At 64.6% G+C, this 17,476-nt stretch carries 16 protein-coding genes and 1 riboswitch; of the genes, 5 read left to right on the plus strand and 11 right to left on the minus strand.

What is annotated here, in order from left to right; translation table 11 throughout:
• Positions 1-7: 7 nt before the first annotated feature.
• The 4 genes from GCT19_RS12960 to GCT19_RS12975 all read right to left on the minus strand — a co-directional run bounded on the left by GCT19_RS12960 (position 8) and on the right by GCT19_RS12975 (position 4,680).
• A complete protein-coding gene (locus tag GCT19_RS12960) occupies positions 8-2,812 on the minus strand; it encodes a mechanosensitive ion channel family protein (RefSeq protein ID WP_152852163.1) in 2,805 nt (934 codons plus the stop codon).
• Between the two features lie 118 nt (positions 2,813-2,930).
• Positions 2,931-3,578 (minus strand): NAD(P)-dependent oxidoreductase, encoded by a 648-nt coding sequence (locus tag GCT19_RS12965; protein WP_152852164.1) that lies wholly within the window; start codon positions 3,576-3,578, stop codon positions 2,931-2,933.
• A gap of 98 nt (positions 3,579-3,676) precedes the next feature.
• A complete protein-coding gene (locus tag GCT19_RS12970; protein ID WP_026228058.1) occupies positions 3,677-4,126 on the minus strand; it encodes an Rrf2 family transcriptional regulator in 450 nt (149 codons plus the stop codon).
• A gap of 89 nt (positions 4,127-4,215) precedes the next feature.
• Positions 4,216-4,680 carry a hypothetical protein gene (locus GCT19_RS12975; RefSeq protein WP_026228059.1) on the minus strand — a complete coding sequence of 155 codons (465 nt, stop codon included), beginning with the start codon at positions 4,678-4,680 and terminating at the stop codon, positions 4,216-4,218.
• A 245-nt stretch (positions 4,681-4,925) separates the two neighbouring features.
• On the opposite strand from GCT19_RS12975, the gene GCT19_RS12980 reads away from it, so the two are divergent.
• A complete protein-coding gene (locus GCT19_RS12980) occupies positions 4,926-5,783 on the plus strand; it encodes an oxidoreductase (RefSeq protein WP_152852165.1) in 858 nt (285 codons plus the stop codon).
• A gap of 77 nt (positions 5,784-5,860) precedes the next feature.
• On the opposite strand, the gene GCT19_RS12985 is transcribed toward GCT19_RS12980, so the two are convergent.
• Genes GCT19_RS12985 through GCT19_RS12995 form a run of 3 tightly spaced genes read right to left on the minus strand, consistent with a single transcriptional unit; the run spans position 5,861 to position 7,569 of the window.
• The gene (locus GCT19_RS12985) at positions 5,861-6,259 is read right to left on the minus strand and encodes a cupin domain-containing protein (RefSeq protein WP_152852166.1); all 399 of its coding nucleotides are present in this window, start codon (positions 6,257-6,259) and stop codon (positions 5,861-5,863) included.
• 23 nt (positions 6,260-6,282) lie between these two features.
• Complete coding sequence (locus GCT19_RS12990; RefSeq protein WP_018432277.1) at positions 6,283-6,762, minus strand: carboxymuconolactone decarboxylase family protein; 480 nt, start codon at positions 6,760-6,762, stop codon at positions 6,283-6,285.
• Between the two features lie 51 nt (positions 6,763-6,813).
• Positions 6,814-7,569, minus strand: a complete 756-nt coding sequence (locus tag GCT19_RS12995; protein ID WP_152852167.1) for an SDR family oxidoreductase — start codon at positions 7,567-7,569, stop codon at positions 6,814-6,816.
• 182 nt (positions 7,570-7,751) lie between these two features.
• Between GCT19_RS12995 and GCT19_RS13000 the strand changes: the two genes are divergently transcribed.
• Both GCT19_RS13000 and GCT19_RS13005 read left to right on the plus strand, forming a co-directional pair.
• On the plus strand, positions 7,752-9,341 hold the full coding sequence (locus GCT19_RS13000; RefSeq protein ID WP_152852168.1) for a winged helix-turn-helix domain-containing tetratricopeptide repeat protein: 1,590 nt from the start codon (positions 7,752-7,754) through the stop codon (positions 9,339-9,341).
• A 140-nt stretch (positions 9,342-9,481) separates the two neighbouring features.
• Complete coding sequence (locus GCT19_RS13005) at positions 9,482-9,805, plus strand: hypothetical protein (RefSeq protein ID WP_018432280.1); 324 nt, start codon at positions 9,482-9,484, stop codon at positions 9,803-9,805.
• Between the two features lie 41 nt (positions 9,806-9,846).
• Here GCT19_RS13005 and GCT19_RS13010 read toward each other — a convergent pair whose 3' ends face one another.
• Entirely contained in the window at positions 9,847-11,604 is a 1,758-nt protein-coding gene (locus tag GCT19_RS13010) for a sensor histidine kinase (RefSeq protein ID WP_152852169.1), read from the minus strand.
• Positions 11,605-12,004: 400 nt separating this feature from the next.
• On the opposite strand from GCT19_RS13010, the gene GCT19_RS13015 reads away from it, so the two are divergent.
• Positions 12,005-13,192 (plus strand): ammonium transporter, encoded by a 1,188-nt coding sequence (locus tag GCT19_RS13015; protein WP_152852170.1) that lies wholly within the window; start codon positions 12,005-12,007, stop codon positions 13,190-13,192.
• A 77-nt stretch (positions 13,193-13,269) separates the two neighbouring features.
• A riboswitch (Fluoride riboswitch) is annotated at positions 13,270-13,331 on the plus strand.
• 72 nt (positions 13,332-13,403) lie between these two features.
• Positions 13,404-13,784, plus strand: a complete 381-nt coding sequence (gene crcB, locus GCT19_RS13020) for a fluoride efflux transporter CrcB (RefSeq protein WP_013089119.1) — start codon at positions 13,404-13,406, stop codon at positions 13,782-13,784.
• A 22-nt stretch (positions 13,785-13,806) separates the two neighbouring features.
• On the opposite strand, the gene GCT19_RS13025 is transcribed toward crcB, so the two are convergent.
• The 3 genes from GCT19_RS13025 to GCT19_RS13035 are packed head-to-tail and all read right to left on the minus strand — an operon-like array spanning position 13,807 to position 17,211.
• The gene (locus tag GCT19_RS13025; RefSeq protein WP_152852171.1) at positions 13,807-14,271 is read right to left on the minus strand and encodes a RidA family protein; all 465 of its coding nucleotides are present in this window, start codon (positions 14,269-14,271) and stop codon (positions 13,807-13,809) included.
• A 56-nt stretch (positions 14,272-14,327) separates the two neighbouring features.
• Positions 14,328-15,752, minus strand: a complete 1,425-nt coding sequence (locus GCT19_RS13030; protein WP_152852172.1) for an aldehyde dehydrogenase family protein — start codon at positions 15,750-15,752, stop codon at positions 14,328-14,330.
• 55 nt (positions 15,753-15,807) lie between these two features.
• The gene (locus GCT19_RS13035; RefSeq protein WP_152852173.1) at positions 15,808-17,211 is read right to left on the minus strand and encodes an amidase family protein; all 1,404 of its coding nucleotides are present in this window, start codon (positions 17,209-17,211) and stop codon (positions 15,808-15,810) included.
• Between the last annotated feature and the right edge of the window lie 265 nt (positions 17,212-17,476).

Here is a 17,476-nt window from a genome sequence, read left to right on the forward strand (position 1 = left end):
CCCCGCCTCAACTCTTCCCACCCACATCGCCTGCCGTCGGAATCTGCGGCGGAATCGGCGCGGTCTGTCCGGTCGGCGGCGGCGCCGGACGCGGTTCGTGCGACACGTCACGCGCGGGCGCAAGCGGCACATGTGTCGATGCTCGCGCCGACGGGCCGACAGCGCCCACCTGATACTCCGCTTCGCGCGGATACTCGTGCGCCGCTTCGCCGGTGCGCTCGCGCGTGGATTCATGCGCCTTTCGATGCGCTTTGCCGTGTACGCCGTCGCGCGCCCGCTGACGCACATCGCCATGTGCATGCCTGCTGTCATCGGCACCGGCATCGACAGGCGCGACGAACCCGGTCATCTCATCGTCGCGCAACGGCTCGCCCTCGCTATCCTTCGACGACGTGTACACCCGCATCTGCGCGACCGGAATCTCGATGCCCGCCTCGTCCATCTTGCGCTTGAGCCGCAAATTGAACGCCCGCGCCACGCTCCACTGCTGCAACGGCCGCGTCTTGATCTGCCCTTTGACGACCATCCAGTTCGGATCGAAACGGTCGAGGCCCCACACCTCGATCGGCCCGAGCATCTCGCGCCGGTAGCGGAAGTCGGCCATCAGTTCCGCGCCGACTTCGCGGATCAGCTGCGTGATCTCGTCGACATCGGTCGAGAACGACATGCGCACCTCGAACACCGCATACGCGAAATCGCGCGACAGGTTCTTCACGATCTTGATCTGCGAGAACGGAATCGCGTGGATCGCGCCCTGCCCGTCGCGCAGCCGCACGGTGCGGATCGACAGATGTTCGACCGTGCCCGCATGGCCGCCATCGACGTCGATCCAGTCGCCGACCGAGATCGTGTCCTCGATGATGATGAAGAGTCCGGTGATCAGGTCGGTCACCAGCGATTGCGCGCCGAAACCAATCGCCAGACCGATCACGCCCGCGCCGGCGAGCAGCGGCGTCACGTTGATGCCGAGGTTAGCGGCGGTGACGATGCCGCCGATCGTCATGATCGAAACCAGCAACACGTTGCGCACCAGCGGCAGCATCGTGCGGGCACGCGTGCTCGGGATGCGCGCCTTGTTGCGCGGACTGCCCGGATTGAGCGTTTCGGTGATCGCGGTGTCGACCAGAATCCACAGCAGCCACGCGATGAACACGGTGGCGACGATCGCCGTCATCGCATGCGCGATGCCGCGCGCCGCCACGTTCCTCTCGATTACCGCGGCCAGCGACACGTCCCACAGACGCGCCGCCAATTCGAAGAAAAACAGCCAGATGAACAAGGTCAGCAAGGTGCCGCAAAAGCGCAGCAGCCGCGTCAGGTACGGCGAGCGGCGCCGCGCGCGGGCGCTGCGCGGCCGCGTCATGCGCAGCACGATCGCCGACAGGAAAAACGCCAGCACCAGCAGCAGCGCGGTAACGATCGAGATCTGCAGCACGTTTTCGCTGGAGCCGGAGCCGCCCAGCGTCGCGACCACCGACGCGGCCGCCAGCACCAGCACCGGCACGTGCCACATCGCGGCAAGCACCTCGAACGCATCGGTTGCGGCCCTGTGGTCGTTGCGCTGTTCGTACGGCCGGTTGCGGATCAGGTGCGCGACCGGCCGGCGAAACGCGAGCGCGAAATAGCCGGTCAGCACGGCGGCCGTCATGTTGGCCGCGGTCGAAATCAGCGCGGCGAGGTTGGTGCCGATCTGATGCTCGACGTCGTAATTGACGGCTGCGTCGCCGAGCGCGCCGCACACGCCGATCACGAACAGCACGCGGCGCGCGTGATCGATCAGCAGGCGCACCGCGACGCGCCGGTGGCCCGAGCCGAACAGCGAGAACATGATCAGGCAGATCGCGGAAAACACCGCGCCCGCGACGATCGCGTACGCGACCACCATGCCGAGCGTGCGGCCGAGCGCATCGGGCATTGCGCGCATGAACAGCAGCGCCGCGATGAACGCGATGATCCACGGGCCGACGCGGCGCAACGCGAAGATCAGCAGCTCGCGCGTGGTGGGATTGGGCCGCAGCACCAGTTCGATGCCGAAGCGTCTGTGCACCCGATGCTGCAGGTAGATCAGCGCGCCGGCACAGGCGCCCCAGCCGGCCAGCATCCCCAGCATCGCCAGCAGGATCGTGCCGACACCCTCGCGGCCCTGGCCGGAGACGATCGTGTACAGCTCGTTGCCGGCCGCGGTCACGCGCCCGCTCCAGTAACGCACCGGCGTGCGGCCCTGATGCACATCGGATTCGAACGACGCGATGCCCGATGCGATCGCGCCGAGCAGGCCCGGGCTCGGTTGCACGGCCGCGGGCGCGGGCGGGCCGACGGTTTGCGCGGCGCTTTGCGATACGTCGCGCAATTTCTTCAGTTGGGCGACGAGCGCACTGCGCTGGCGGTCGTTGTCGAGCGTGGCGATCACGCTGTCGAGCGAGCGCGCAAGCTCCGCCTGGCTGGCGGGCGACGGCGCCGACGCCGCCTCGGGCGCCGATGCACCCGACGCCGCGGACGCGGGCGCCGCGTTCACCGTCGCGCTGTTGATCAGGCTCTGCAAGGCCGGAATCACCGGCGTGCCGCCGCCGACCGCGGGGCCGGCTGCCTGCGCGAGGCGCGGCAGCACGCCGAGACACAGAATCAGCGCGGCGCATAGCAGCACGGCAAACCAACCGGGCGCACTGGCGCTCGCGCGCGGGCGGGCGTCGCCGCTGGCAGTGCCGCGAACGGTGCAATTGGAGGAGAGGTGAGTGGCGGTGAGAATCGCCGGCTGCTGCCCGCCGCCAGACGGCGCAGCCTCGGACTCACGCCGCGACGGGCATGACTGCATGGCAATCCGTGAGAAAACGGCAGACGCCAGTGTAGCCGCAGTTACGCCCGGCGCGCCCGAACATGCGTAACCGAATGTTAGTACGCTTGCGCGGCCGGCGAAATCGATGCGCCGGTCGTCAGTACGCGACCGTCGCGATCTGGCGGATGAAGCGGCCCTGCTCCAGTTCGTCGACGAACGCGATCGCGTAGTCTTCGGCCGAAATGCGGCTGTTGCCGTCCGCGTCCGCGATCAGCGTGTTCGCGCCCGTGCGGAACTTGCCGGTGCGCTCGCCCGGCGCGATCAGCGCGGCCGGCGCGAAGAAGGTCCAGTCGAGATCGGTCACGCCGCGGTAGTAGTCGGAGGCGTCGCGATGCGCGAGCGCGATGCCCTTGTACGCGTCCGGAAAACCGTCGGTATCGACCAGTTGCTTGCCCGGCGCGACTTCGAGCGAGCCCGCGCCGCCTACCACGACGACGCGTTTCAGCCCCGCCGCGCGCACCCCTTCGACCAGCGCGCGGGTGGCCTGCGTCAGCGTGGCGAGATCGCCTTGCGGCGGCGCATACGCGCTTGCGACGACGTCCTGACCGCGCACCGCCGCGCCGACGCTCGCCGCGTCGAGCAGATCGGCCTGCGCCGCGTGCAGATTCGCGACGCCGGCCGGCACGCGCGCCGGATCGCGCACCAGCGCCGTCACCTGATGCCCACGACGCGCGGCTTCCGCGGCAATCCGCGAACCGATCATGCCGGTCGCGCCAAACAAGGCGATCTTCAGTTGCTTGCTCATATCAGCGTACTCCTCAAGTTGTTTTATATGTAACTTCTATAGTTACATATAGCGAGAAAAAAAGCGGGGCTCTCACCCCGTTCACTTGCTAGACGCGCTCAAGCTCGGCGCTTGCGCGCGCGATGCTTCTCCGAGCGGACCACGTCGGCGGTCGCATCGGCGAGCGTGCGTGCTGCCAGCGCCGCTTCCATTGCCTGCTGCGCTTCGTCGACGATCCCGCTCAGTACGCTCTGAATATTGCGCCCCACCATGCACGCGGGATTCGGCTCCTCGCGATGCAACGCGAACAACTTCGCGTCTTCCACCGCCCGATAGACGTCGAGCAGCGTGATCTGTTCCGGCCGCCGCGCGAGCAACGCGCCGCCACCGGCACCCATCTGCGACGTGGTGAGGCCGGCCTCGGAGAGCATGGCCAGAAGCCGGCGAATCAGCACGGGATTCGTGTTCACGCTGCCCGCAATCATCTCCGACGACAACGGCACGCCGCCCTGTAACGACAACAGCGCGAGCACATGCACGGCAAAGGCAAACCGGCTACTCGTGTTCACGACAGATCCCGCAACGACAATGTGTAACCATAGTAATTACATATACCTCTAAAGTCAAACGGCGAAAGCCGGCTCGAACGGCGCGCGGGTTATTTGTCCATCTGCTTCTGGGCGTCGGCGGAATCGGTCGATGCGCTCGACGAAGCCGACGAGCTCGCATTCTGCGCCGACCACGCTTGCAGCTTGCGCCCCGCCGTTTCGAGGCCCTGGCCCGTGATCGACGCGGCCCTACCGAGCTGCGCGTTGGCCGCGCTGGCGGCGTTCTGCAGGTTGGCCTGCGCGCTCGACGCGAGCGCGGCCGGGTCGATCCTGATCGACGGCGCGGAGGCCGAGTCGAGGTTCTGCTGTGCGGCGTCCTTGGTCGCGGTGACCTGTTGGCCGACGAAGCTGGCGGCCTGATCGAGCTTCTGACCGGCAAGCTGCGCGGCGTCGTTGAGCTTGCCCGCGACCTGGCCGGCCGACGCGTCGTTCTTCTGGCACGCGGCCAGCGCGCCGAACACGAAGACCACGACCGCCGCGCGGCGCAATAACGATGAGGAAACAGATGAATTCATGATCAGAAAGGAGCCGCGCCGGGCGGCTCGCACTTGCGAAGACGTGCCCATGATACCGCCGTTGCGCCGCGCGGACGCTTCGAGTCGCCCCGGCGAGCCCGGTCGAGTCTCTGTCTGCGAAACATGCTGGAGCCGACGATTAGCAAATATAAGTTGATTATGACTCCAGTAAAGCATGGCTAGTTTGTGTCAATCGCTGAGCTTACGATGGCATCACTTCATCACCCACACGTAGGAGACACATCATGGCAAACATCCAACAGGGCGGTTTCAAGCGGGTCTGGTTCATCACCGGCGCGTCGCGAGGCATCGGCGCACTGATTGCCGAAGCCGCGCTTGCAGACGGCAACGCGGTGGTAGCCGCCGGACGCAAAGTCGCTGCGATCGCCGAAAGGCTTGGCGAGTCGGCTGCGCTGCTGCCGGTGGAACTGGACGTGACCAACGAAGCGCAGGCAAAGGCGGCGGTGCAGGCCGCAGTCGAAAAATTCGGCCGCGTCGACGTGCTGGTCAACAACGCCGGGTTCGGTCTGCTCGGCGCGGTGGAAGAATCCGCCGACAAGGACGTGCGTCGCATGTACGACACCAACGTCTTCGGCTTGCTCAACGTCACCCGCGCCGTATTGCCGACGATGCGCGCGAACCGCTCGGGCCACGTGATCAATGTGTCGTCGATTGGCGGCTATCGTGCCGCAGCGGGCTTCGGCGTGTATTCGTCGACGAAGTTCGCCGTCGAAGGCATCACGGAAGCATTGCATGCCGAGTTGAAGCCGCTGGGTATTCACGCGACAGTCGTCGAGCCGGGGTATTTTCGTACGGACTTTCTCGATGCGTCGTCGCTGGTCGTTGCGCCGGACGTGATCGACGATTACGACGAAACCTCGGGTGCGGTTCGCCGCAAAGCCATGCAACTGAATCACAACCAGCCCGGCGACCCGACCAAGCTTGCGGCCGCGATGATCGCGCTGGTCGACGCGGCGTCCCCGCCGTTGCGCCTTCCGCTGGGGACGGACACGCTGGCTGCCATCGCCGCGAAAAACGCTTATGTGACGCAGGAAACGGAAGCCTGGAAACAGCTGTCGTCATCGACTGACTTCGCTGCCTAAGTGACAAAAGCAGCGGTTCGGAATGGGCCGAACCGCTGTTCACCTGAATGGCCGTTGCGCGAATACCGCCGGGCCAGTCAGTTCGTCGGCGTCAGAATCGGGGCGCCGACATCCTTCAGCAGCAAAACCAGGAATTTAGCCGGCTTGGTCTTGCTGGCATTGCGCCCGACCGTGTGCACGTCGTTCGGTCCTTCGTAGAAGGTTTGGCCCGGCTTCAGCGTGACGGTCTTGCCGCCGCGCACGCCCATCACGATCGAGCCTTCCAGCACATAGATGAAACCGTGCGCATCATGCCGATGTACCGGGTCCGCACTGCCGGGCGGATACTCGACCGAGAGCACCGTGACCTCCTTGCCCGGATAGTCTTCCAGCGCCTTGGTCATCAGCGGCGTAACTTGCGCCTGCGGCGGCTCGTGCGCGTGTGCGGCGCCCGCTGCCAGCAGCAGCGATGCGATCAGCAATCTGGAAACATGCATGACGGTGCTCCTTTGCTTATCGATCAGGCCAGGCCCGACTTGTCCACACCAAAAGCCTTGTCGTAGATACCCGGCGGGATGCGGAAGCCGATGTTGACCCGGTTCCACGCGTTGATCGACATCACCTGGAAGGTCAGGTCGGACAGTTCCTTCTCCGAGAACTGGGTCCGCACGCGATCGTAGATTTCATCGCTCACACCCAGCGGCGAAATCTGGGTCAGCGCCTCGGTCCATGCGAGCGCGGCACGCTCGCGCGGCGTGAACAGGTTGGACTCGCGCCACACGGCCACGTGATGAAGGCGCAACGGACGCTCGTCATGGATCGTGGCTTCCTTCACGTGCATGTCGACGCAGAACGAGCAGCCGTTGAGCTGCGAGGCGCGGATGTCGACGAGATGGCGGATGGTCTCCTCGATTGCCGACTTCTTGAGCACGAGGCTGAACTCGACGAACTTTTTGAACAGTTCCGGGGATTGCTGCTGGTAGTCGATGCGCTGGGTCATGGCATGTCCTTTGTGCGGTTAAAGAGAGGAAAAACGTTGCGGGAATGCGGTTCAGCCTTTCGCGATGGAGCGGCTGAGCCAGGTGTGGAAGCGCGTCGGGCCGACGCGATGACCTCTGCCGGCGACGAGGGTGCGGTCGTCCAGCTCGCTGCCGAAATAGCGGGCGTGGATATCGGCGATCACCGTGCGTGGGTCCTTGTGCGCGACGAGGAACTTGCGGGCGAGTTCGTCGAGCGGGAAGCGGTCCGGACCGGCGACTTCGGTCGTGTCGTTCAGTGGCATCCCCGCCGCCAGATCGGCCAGGACTGCGGCGACATCGTCGGCGGCGACCGGTTGGATCAGCGCGGGCGAAAGGCGCACCTCGCCTCGCTGGGCGCTGGCCTCGACGATGCCGCTGACGAATTCGAAGAACTGGGTGGCACGCAGCAGCGTGTACGGAACGGGCGACGCCTTGATCAGCGTCTCCTGCGCGGCCTTGGCGCGAAAATAGCCGCTTTGCTGCAGGCGTTCGGTGCCCACGACGGACAGAGCAAGATGGTGCTCGACGCCCGCCGCGTGTTCGGCGGCCAGCAGGTTGCGGCCCGTCGTCTGGAAGAAGGCCATCACGGCCTCGTCCTCGAAGGACGGCGCGTTGGCGACATCGACGACGACTTGCGCGCCTTCAAGCGCTTTCGCCACCCCCTCGCCTGTCATCAGGTCCACCCCGGTCGACGGGGAGGCGGCCACCACGTCGTGACCATCGCGGCGAAGCCGCCGCACCACGTTCGAGCCGATCAGTCCGCTACCACCAATGACGACCACTTTCATGTACCACTCCCTCAGGTTCGGTTGACGAAGGGCTTGCTGCTTGATCCGATGGGTGCAGTATCATTTCCAGCCGCCGGCGCCGCTTTGTCTGCGCCTTGTATTTCCGTCCAAAATTCCTTGACCTGCTTCATCAGCGCGCCGGCTAGCGCATAACTGGCGTCTTTCTCGCCCTGGAGTCCCGAATGCAATGGGTTTTCGCTGACTGCACGCTGGACCTGGAGCGTCGCGACTTGCGCCGTGCGTCCCAAGCGGTTGCCACCACGCCGAAAGTGTTCGATCTGCTGGTTTATCTGGCGAGCCATCGCAACCGCGTCGTGGGCCGTGATGAGTTGATCAATGCGGTGTGGGATGGACGCGTGATTTCGGAATCCACCATGGCCAGCCACGTCAACGCCGCGCGTAGCGCGGTCGGCGATGACGGTCAACAGCAGCGGGTGATCAAAACCGTGGCGCGCAAGGGATTCCGGTTTGTCGCCGACGTCATCGAACATCCGGCATCTCTGCAGTCCGGTGAGAAACCAGCGACGGCAACCGGAACGTCATCGCCGGATGCGGCGCAGGCCAGCAAGCCTTCGATCGCCGTCTTGCCTTTCGTCAATCTCAGCGGTGACCCCGAGCAGGACTATCTGGCCGACGGTGTGATCGAGGACGTCATCACCGCGCTGTCGCGATACCGCTGGCTGTTCGTCGTCGCGCGCAATTCGAGCTTCACTTACAAGCATCGCAACGTAGACGTGAAGCAGATCGGGCGAGAGCTCGGCGTGCGCTACGTGCTCGAAGGCAGTTGGCGGCAGGCACAGGGGCGCGTTCGCATCACCGGCCAGCTCGTCGATGCGGGCACCGGCGCGACCCATTGGGCTGGCCGCTTCGAGGGCGTGCTCGACAATATTTTCGAGTTCCAGGACCAGATCGCCGACAGTGTGGTCGGCGCGATCGCACCGCAGGTCGAACAGGCGGAGATCGCTCGCGCGCGGTTCAAACCGACCGAAAGTCTGCGTGCCTACGACTACTACCTGCGCGGCATGGCGCGGCTTCATCAAGGCAGCCGCGAAGCGATCGACGAAGCGTTGCCCTTGTTTCAGCGCGCGTTTGCGTGCGACCCTGATCTTGCATCGGCGTATGCAATGGCGGCCTGGTGTCATTGCTGGCGCAAGGTCAATGGCTGGATGCAGGATCGCCCAAGGGAAATGGCTGAAGGCGCCCAGTGGGCGCGTCGTGCCGTGGAGTTAGGCAAATACGACGCCGTCGCTCTCGCGCGCAGCGGTCACGCCCTATCGCATCTGGCCGGCGATTTGCCTGAAGGTATTGCCTTGCTGGATCGGGCGCTCGAGTTGAATCCCAATCTTGCCGCCGCCTGGTTTCTCGGCGCATTTCTCCGCTTGTGGCACGGCGAAACTGAACAGGCAATCCAGCAATTTGCCCATGCGATGCAGTTGAGTCCGTTGGACCCGGAACGCTACCGGATGCAGTTCGGGTTATCGGCTGCGCATTTGTTCATGGGCAACTTCGTCGAGGCCGCTGCGTGGGCCGAGAAAGCCATCCGGGATTTGCCGGGTTTCGGCCTGGCCTACGCAACGCTCGCCGCGAGCCAGGCCTGGCTCGGGAAACCCGCAGAAGCTCAACAAGCTGCGCTTCGCTTACGCGAACTGATTCCCGACTTTCGCGTCGTCAACTTGACCGACTGGATGCCGATCCAGCGCGATGAAAACCTTGCCGTCTTCACGGAAGGCCTGGCCAGGGCGGGATTCGATCCTGAACCCAGCGAGGATTGATGCATCCCGCGACGAGCCCCGACATGCAGTGGAGCTCGCCTCAACATCGTTCAACAGCGCCCCACATTTCAGAATCTTCCGACAGTTGTAGACGAAACACCTCCCTATAGTCGCGGCTGCTTTTAGGGAGTGCTGTTTCGATGAAACTGATCGACTGGATCGTCACCCTCGTCATCATGCTGATGGTGATCGTCTTCTTCTGCGCACGCCGGCCACCCACCTGGTCGCACGACACCCGCGCTCGGCATATGAAGGGAACCCGTTTGCTGATGCAGGCCGCGTGCGCGCTGTGGGCGGCGCTGCTCGGTGTCACGAACGGCCTGTTTGCCGTCGAGGGTATCGCCGGCGTTCGGCCGACGCCGGCCGAATCGTCCGCCGGCATCGCCGTGCTGCTGGCATGCAGCTGCTACTGGTCGGTGCGCGGCCGAAGACTGCTGAAGCCACGGCGGATTTTCGCCCGCTAGGGAACGGGCGGGCGTCATCCGCGCCGTACGATCGAATGCTCCTACCGCGTAGTGATCTCTCGCACATCGTCGAGCGCAGGTGCGGGCAACCCGCTGCCGGCGCCACAGCCTGACCCCGCAGCGCCCTGCCCACTCTCGCGCGCACCGCGCGCCGCCGGAGCCGGCCCCGCCGCGTCGAGCACAGCCGCTCCTGCCGCGACCGGTTTCGCGCCCGCGGCACGCGCCACCGGCAGCGACAGATAGAACGTCGTGCCAACTCCCTCCCTCGATTCCGCCCACACTCGCCCGCCATGCCGCTCGACCATCCGTCGCACGAGCGCGAGGCCGATGCCCTCGCCGGCCGCCGCGTGGCCGTGCAGGCGCTGGAACGCGGTGAACAGCCGCGGCAGCGCGATCGACGGAATGCCGAGGCCGTTGTCGCGCACATAGAAGATTCGCAGCGAATGCACGCCCGGCGGTGCGGGCGTCGTGCCGATTTCGACGCGGCCCTCGCGCGCCGGGTCCAGATAGTTGACCGCATTGCCGATCAGATTCGCGAAGATCTGTTCGAGCGCGGTCGGGTCGCCCCATACCGCGGGCAATTCGCCGACCGTCACGCGCGCGCGCCGCGCGCGGATCGAGACTTGCATCGCATCGACGACGCGTTGCACGATGTCGCGCACATCGACCTTCTGGCGGCGGTACTCGACACGTCCGACACGCGACAGCCGCAGCAGCGCGTCGATGATGTGCGACGCGCGCAGCACCGCGGTCTGCAGATAATGCAGCGCCTCGCCGATGTCCTCGTCGACGATCCGCTCGATCCGCTCGCGCGAGCTGATTGCGAGCGACGAGCCGCGCACCACGTCGCGCAACTCGTCGCAGGCGCGAATCAGCTCCTTCGAAAATCCCTGCAGGTTCACGAGCGGCGCGCGCAGATCATGCGACACGCTGTAGATGAACATTTCGTTTTCCTGGGTCTGCTGGCGCAGCGTCTCGTTGATGCGCGCGAGTTCGGCGGCGCGGCGCTCGAGGTCCGCATGAAAGCGCGCCTCGATGCGCTCGGCTTCGAGCAGACGGCGGCTCGTCTCGTGCAAGGTCCGATCGAGCCGCGCGATTTCATCGCGACCCGCGCCGAGCGGCGCGAGCGGCTCGTTGCCGGCAAGCCGGCCCGCGTTGTCGGACAGCAGCGCGAGCCGGCCGCGCACGCCGCGCGTGAACATCCAGATGGCGAGCGCGACGAACAGCAGCGAGCCCAACGCGGCCGCGACGATCAGCGTCTGTTCCCGCTCGCGCACGGCGGCGACGGCATTCGAGCGCGACATGTCGAGGCGGCGCTCCTCGGCCTGGAACGCGGTCACCTGCAAACGGAACTGATCGAGCGCGTCGGCCTGGGCGCGATCGTGAAAGCGCGCGAGAATCTCGGCCCGCCGCCCGGCGTGCAGCAGGTCCTCAATGCGGTCGGACCACTGGCGGTACGCCTGCACCGCCTGGCGCACCTCGACCACGCGCTCGACTTGCGCGGGATTGTCGCCGACCAGATCGACGAGCTCGTCGATGCGCCGATCGACGTCCATCCATACCGCGATCGGGGTCGTGAAGCGCGCATCGTTGGCAAGCACCGCGCCGCGCAGCGCGACCGACTCGGACAGCACCGGATCGAGAATCGCCGTGGCCTGGCGCAGCACCTCCTCGCTATGTATCGCCCGGCGCTCGGCCATCGTCGCGTCGGCCTGCGCCTTCACGACGCCGGTGAGTAGCGCGAGTTCGAAGACGGCGGGGATCGCGATCAGCAGCAGGCCTTTTGTGGTCAGTCTCATGCGTGCCCATGGGAGGGTTGGCAGGCGGATCGTGTACGGAGTCGGCACATTATGTCGGCGTTTGCGCGGGAAAAGAAAGAGGGGCACGAACCTGTGGATCGCGGCTCTTTCTCCGTTGCGCCGCCAGCATCTTCTTGCGTCAGGATTCCGAATGATAATGTAATTTAAATCGAATATTTCGCCCTCGTATGGGTCATTCTGCGCAGAGTCGTCGATTCATGCACTTTTGTTGTGCCTAACATCTCGGTTCAGGTGCATGGCCCACTCGGGCAGCGCACCGCCCGAAACCATCCGGACTCCCATCCCGGTGCCCGATTGCACCGAGCCGACGCGGCCAGCACTAGTTTGGCCCGGTTCTTGCTCACATAGCGCACTTTTTTGGCATAAGCGGGACATATCGATGGAAAGTCTGAAATACGGCGCCGATACCGAATTTCTTCTGATCGGCGCCGCCATGGTGCTGGCGATGCACGCGGGATTCGCCTTCCTGGAGCTCGGCACCGTGCGCAAGAAGAACCAGGTCAATGCACTGGTCAAGATTCTGGTGGACTTCGCGGTCTCGACGATCGCGTACTTCTTCATCGGCTACACGATCGCATACGGCGTGCAGTTTTTCGACAGCGCGGCAACGCTCGCCCAGCACAACGGCTATGCGCTCGTGCGCTTTTTCTTCCTGCTGACGTTCGCCGCCGCGATCCCCGCGATCGTGTCGGGCGGCATCGCCGAGCGCTCCAAGTTCAATCCACAGCTGTTCGCGACGTTCGTGCTGGTCGGCTTCGTCTATCCGTTCTTCGAAGGCATCGCGTGGAACGACCGTTTCGGCATTCAGGACTGGCTCACGCAGACGTTCGGCGCACCGTTCCATGACTTCGCTGGTTCGGTGGTGGTGCACGCGTTCGGCGGCTGGGTCGCGCTGCCGGCCGTGCTGCTGCTCGGTGCGCGCCACGGCCGCTATCACCGCGATGGCGGCATCGCCGCGCACCCGCCGTCGAATATTCCGTTTCTCGCGCTCGGCGCATGGGTGCTGACGGTCGGCTGGTTCGGCTTCAACGTGATGAGCTCGCAGACGCTCGACAAGATCAGCGGCCTCGTCGCGGTCAACTCGCTGATGGCGATGGTCGGCGGCACGCTGAGCGCGTGGTTCGCGGGCCGCAATGACCCGGGCTTCACGTACAACGGCCCGCTCGCTGGGCTCGTCGCCGTGTGCGCGGGCTCGGACATCATGCATCCGCTCGGCGCGCTGGTCACGGGCGGCATCGCCGGCGTGCTGTTCGTCTATATGTTCACCTGCGTGCAGAACCGCTGGCGCATCGACGACGTGCTCGGCGTGTGGCCGCTGCACGGCCTGTGCGGCGCATGGGGCGGCATCGCGGCCGGCATCTTCGGCACCCACGCGCTCGGCGGGCTGGGCGGGGTGTCGTTCGCCTCGCAGATCATCGGCACGCTCGGCGGGATCGTCGTGTCGGGGCTCGGCGGCACGGTCGTGTATGGCGTGATCCGCATGACGGTCGGTCTGCGGCTCGACCAGGAAGAGGAGTACAACGGCGCCGATCTGTCGATTCACAAGATTTCGGCGACGCCGGAGTAAACCAGGGCGGCGCTCGCGGGACGCGGGACGGCGTGGGCCACACGCCTGTCCCCAAAATCCGCACGCCGATGTTAGACTTCGCGGCTGGAGATGGCATTCTCCATTAACCGCCCATGGGGCTGATGATGCCTGCTACGCCCGGTTATGCGGACGCGGCATCAACTCGCCCGCATCAACCGGTTTGTCGACATTCCCGGTTCGATCCTCGTCCATGTATTGGTCTTTTCTCGCTGTCGCGATTGGCGGCGCACTCGGCTCGCTGTTTCGCTGGTTCCTCGGCTTTCGACTGAACCCACTCTTTAGTGACCTGCCGCTTGGCACCCTCGCCGCCAACGTGATCGCCGGCTACATCATCGGCGTGGCGGTCGCGGGCTTCGCGCGTGTGCCCCAGCTCTCGCCGGAATGGCGGCTATTCGTCATCACCGGTCTGATGGGCGGGCTGTCGACGTTCTCGACGTTCTCCGCGGAAGTCGTGCAGCGCCTGCAGGACGGCCGGCTCGGCTGGGCGGCTGGCGAAGTGGCGATTCACGTGAGCACGTCGCTGATCATGACGATTCTCGGCATCGCGACGGTTTCGCTGCTGGCGCGCTGAGGCGCGCGCCTGCCGGACGAACCTAGGCCACTTGTACCGTCATTTCCAGTTCAAGGCACGCACCCAACGGAATCTGCGCGACGCCGAAGGCCGAACGGGCGTGCTTGCCGTCTTCGCCAAAGATTTCAACCAGCAGTTCGGAAGCGCCGTTGGTCACCAGATGCTGCTCGGTGTAATCGGGCGCCGAATTGACGAGGCACAGGAGCTTGATGATCCCCTGTACCCGATTCAGATCGCCCAGAAAGGTGTGCAGCGAGGCCAGTACATCGATCGCGGTCAGCCGGGCGGCCTGTTTGCCCTCCTGCGTCGCCAATGTTTCGCCGAGTTTGCCCACCCAGACCTTGCCATCACGCTTCGCAATGTGACCGGACAGATAGACGCTGCTGCCCGCTTGACGACACATCACGTAAGCGGCCGCCGGCGCGCCGGCAGTCGGCAGACCGATGCCAAGCTCGCTCAGTTTTTCATAGATATCGATACGACTCATCAAGACCTCCTCGATAGATCTGGTTCTGTGGTGATATAGCTGTTGCGTACGCGTGATCAGTGCTTCGGAGACACGATCGACTTTGGCTCGAGGAATGCCTCGAGGCCGTACACGCCGAATTCGCGGCCAACCCCCGATTGCTTTACGCCGCCAAAAGGCGCCATCGTTTCCGGGACGATGCGATTGACCAGCACACTGCCCGCCTCCAACGCCGAAGCAATCGCGACGCCATGTTCTTGCCGCCCCGAGAAGACGTAGGCCTGCAGTCCGTAGATCGAGTCGTTGGCCATTCTGATGGCTTCGTCTTCGGAGTCGTACGCGAGAACGCAGAGTACCGGGCCGAAGATTTCCTCTTTCGCGATATCCATCTCCGGATGCACGTCAGCGAAAACGGTCGGCTTGACGAAGAAACCTTTAGTCAAACCATCTGGGCGGCCTTCCCCGCCGGTTACCAGCGTCGCCCCTTGCGCAAGGCCGACCTGAATGTAGCGCTGGATGCGCTCGTACTGGCTGCGCGTGGACAGCGGCCCAATTACCGTTGCCGGGTCGCGCGGGTCGCCAACCGGCATCGCCGAAACCGTACGTTCGACCAGAGACAACGCTTCGTTCAACCTGATCCGCGGCACAAGCAGACGCGTACCGTTCACGCAAGCCTGGCCGTTGTTCATGAGGGCCGCGTTCAGTGCGAGAGGGATCGCACTGTCGAGATCGGCATCGGGTAACACGATCGACGCCGATTTTCCTGACAACGACAGGCTCACTCGCTTCATCGTATCGACAGCGGCGCGGGCGATATGCTTGCCCGTCGAAGTCGAACCCGTGAACGAGATTTTCCTGACGCCAGGATTGATGCTCAGTTCGTCGCCGACGTCACTGCCACGTCCCAGCACGACGTTCACGGCGCCGGCAGGGAGCTTCGCTGCATGCAGGGCTTCCGTCACCACCTGCGTCTGCAACGGAGCGAGTTCGCTCGGCTTGATGACGGTTGCGCAGCCGGCCGCGAGCGCGGACGCCAGCTTGCTGCAGATCGTCCCCGCGATGCTGTTCCATGGAACGATCAGCGCGGAGACGCCCACCGGTTCGAGACGCACGCTCGCATCGCCTATCTGTCGTTCGAACGGAAAATCCTTCAACAGGTCGGCCGTTCTCGACAGGCAATCGGACGCGTATCGACTGACCCACTGCGCCCGCGCCAACGGACCGCCGTATTCCTCGATGGTGGCTTCACGGATGTCGTCGGTACGAGCGAGGATCGCTGCCTGCAGGCTATGCAGCATGTCGATACGCTCCGCTTTCGACGTATCCCGCAAGAATGGCTGGACGGCACACGCCGCGGCGATCGCATTTCGGGCGTCGTCGCGATCGGCGAGCCGGACTATCGCAATCGGTTGCTCGGTGGCGGGGTTCAGAGACTCGATGGTCTCGGCGCCATGCAAGCGCGCGAACTCGCCATTGATATAGCCTCCATTGATTTCACGCATGGTCCTTTCTTCCATTCATTATTCGATTCTGCTTCGCGGCTTCGCGTACGGATGATCAGTCCGCTACCGGATCGACCACCGACACCGGCGCACTGCGCTGTTCGATCGCAAGCCCGGCCTGCAGACACAGGTCCTCCCTGAAATGCGCGGCAACGATCTGAACGCCCACTGGAACTCCGTTCACCAGATCAGTCGTGACCGTGAGACCCGGCAAGCCCATCGCGGGCAGCGCTCGCATCGTGAGTTGCGACTCCCACACGCGCTCGAACCCTGCGATGCCCTCGCGATCCAGATCGTCGGGAAACGGCAGCTCCGCCGATACGGGCAGGACCAGAAGCGGATAGCGATCGAAGAATGTCCGCCACTGCCGCATCAAGGTGGTACGTTTGACGAGCGAATCCTTGATGACATCGACCGGCAGGTCGACTACCTTCAGCCGCGCCGCCGCGACCACCGCGGCCGCGCCCGGGTCGCCATCGCTCTCCACCGAATTTGCCAGGGCGTCGAATCCATCGCCAAGCCACAGCCGCTCCTGGACTTGCGCTGCCTCGCGAATCGGTGGCGTGTCGTCAATTTCATCGACCGTCCAGCCCGCATCGACGAGTTTGCGCGCGGCTTCGCGCAGCGCCGTTTCGACTTCCGCAGCGATCCGCAAACCGCCGGGACGCAGGCACAACGCCGCGCGCTTCGGCGCCTCGGCGCCGACCAGCGGCATCGGCACATACCAGGGGTCCCGCACGTCCGGTGCCGACAGCGCCAGCAGACCCAGCTGCAGGTCGGCGATCGTTCGGCCCATCGGGCCCGCCGCCGACATCAGTTGAGGACCGATCGGGCGTTCCGGCCAAGTCGCGTTATACGCAGGCACGCGTCCCAGGCTCGGGCGAATTCCATGAACACCGCACGCGTACGCGGGATAGCGGACCGAACCGCCGATATCGGTGCCGATCGCGAGTTGCCCAATGCCCGCCGCGACGGCGGCAGCGCCGCCGCCCGACGAACCACCCGGTGTGCGCGACCGGTCTCGGGGATTGAAGGTTTTGCCGTGCACCTGGTTCGACGTGAACCAGCGCAACGCAAAAGTCGGCGAGTTACTGCGGCCCAGCAACACCGCGCCCGCCTTTTCCAGGTTGTCGACGAGCGGGCTGTTCACCTGCGCGACGAGATTCTCGTGGCTCCGCGCTCCGTTCGTCGTCGCAAAACCACGCTGGTCGATGTTGATCTTCACCGTCACTGGAACGCCGGCGAGCGGCCCCAGCTTGTCGCCACGAGCGCGCGCGCGGTCCACCGCCTCGGCCTGCTGAATCACCGCTTCTGGCCGGTACGCAACGATCGCATTCAGCACCGGATTCACCGATTCGAGTCGCTCCAATGCGGATTGCGCGGCCTCTTTTGCCGATACGTCACCGTTCCTGATCCGCGTCGCAAGTTCGCTTGCACTCAGGCGCCAAAGTTCTTTCATGGATTCTCCCGGGAGTCGTCGTTGGTCTTCGCCAATCCGAACGATGGTTATGCCGCCGTGCCGGATTGAGCCTCATGCATACAGGCATCATTTAGCGCGCACTTTGTATCCGCATGTTGTCTGGTACTTCGTTATTTGTAACGGCACATTGTGAGTTTCTCCCGGGCATCGATAAAAACGCGGTGATGTTTGACGCGCAATTGCATGTGCGCACGCTCGCAGCCATATCCAAAGGTATAACGCTGTGTCGACATCCGTATAGGGT

Origin of the sequence: Paraburkholderia atlantica (assembly GCF_009362785.1) — a bacterium.
GTDB classification, from domain to species: Bacteria; Pseudomonadota; Gammaproteobacteria; order Burkholderiales; family Burkholderiaceae; genus Paraburkholderia; species Paraburkholderia atlantica.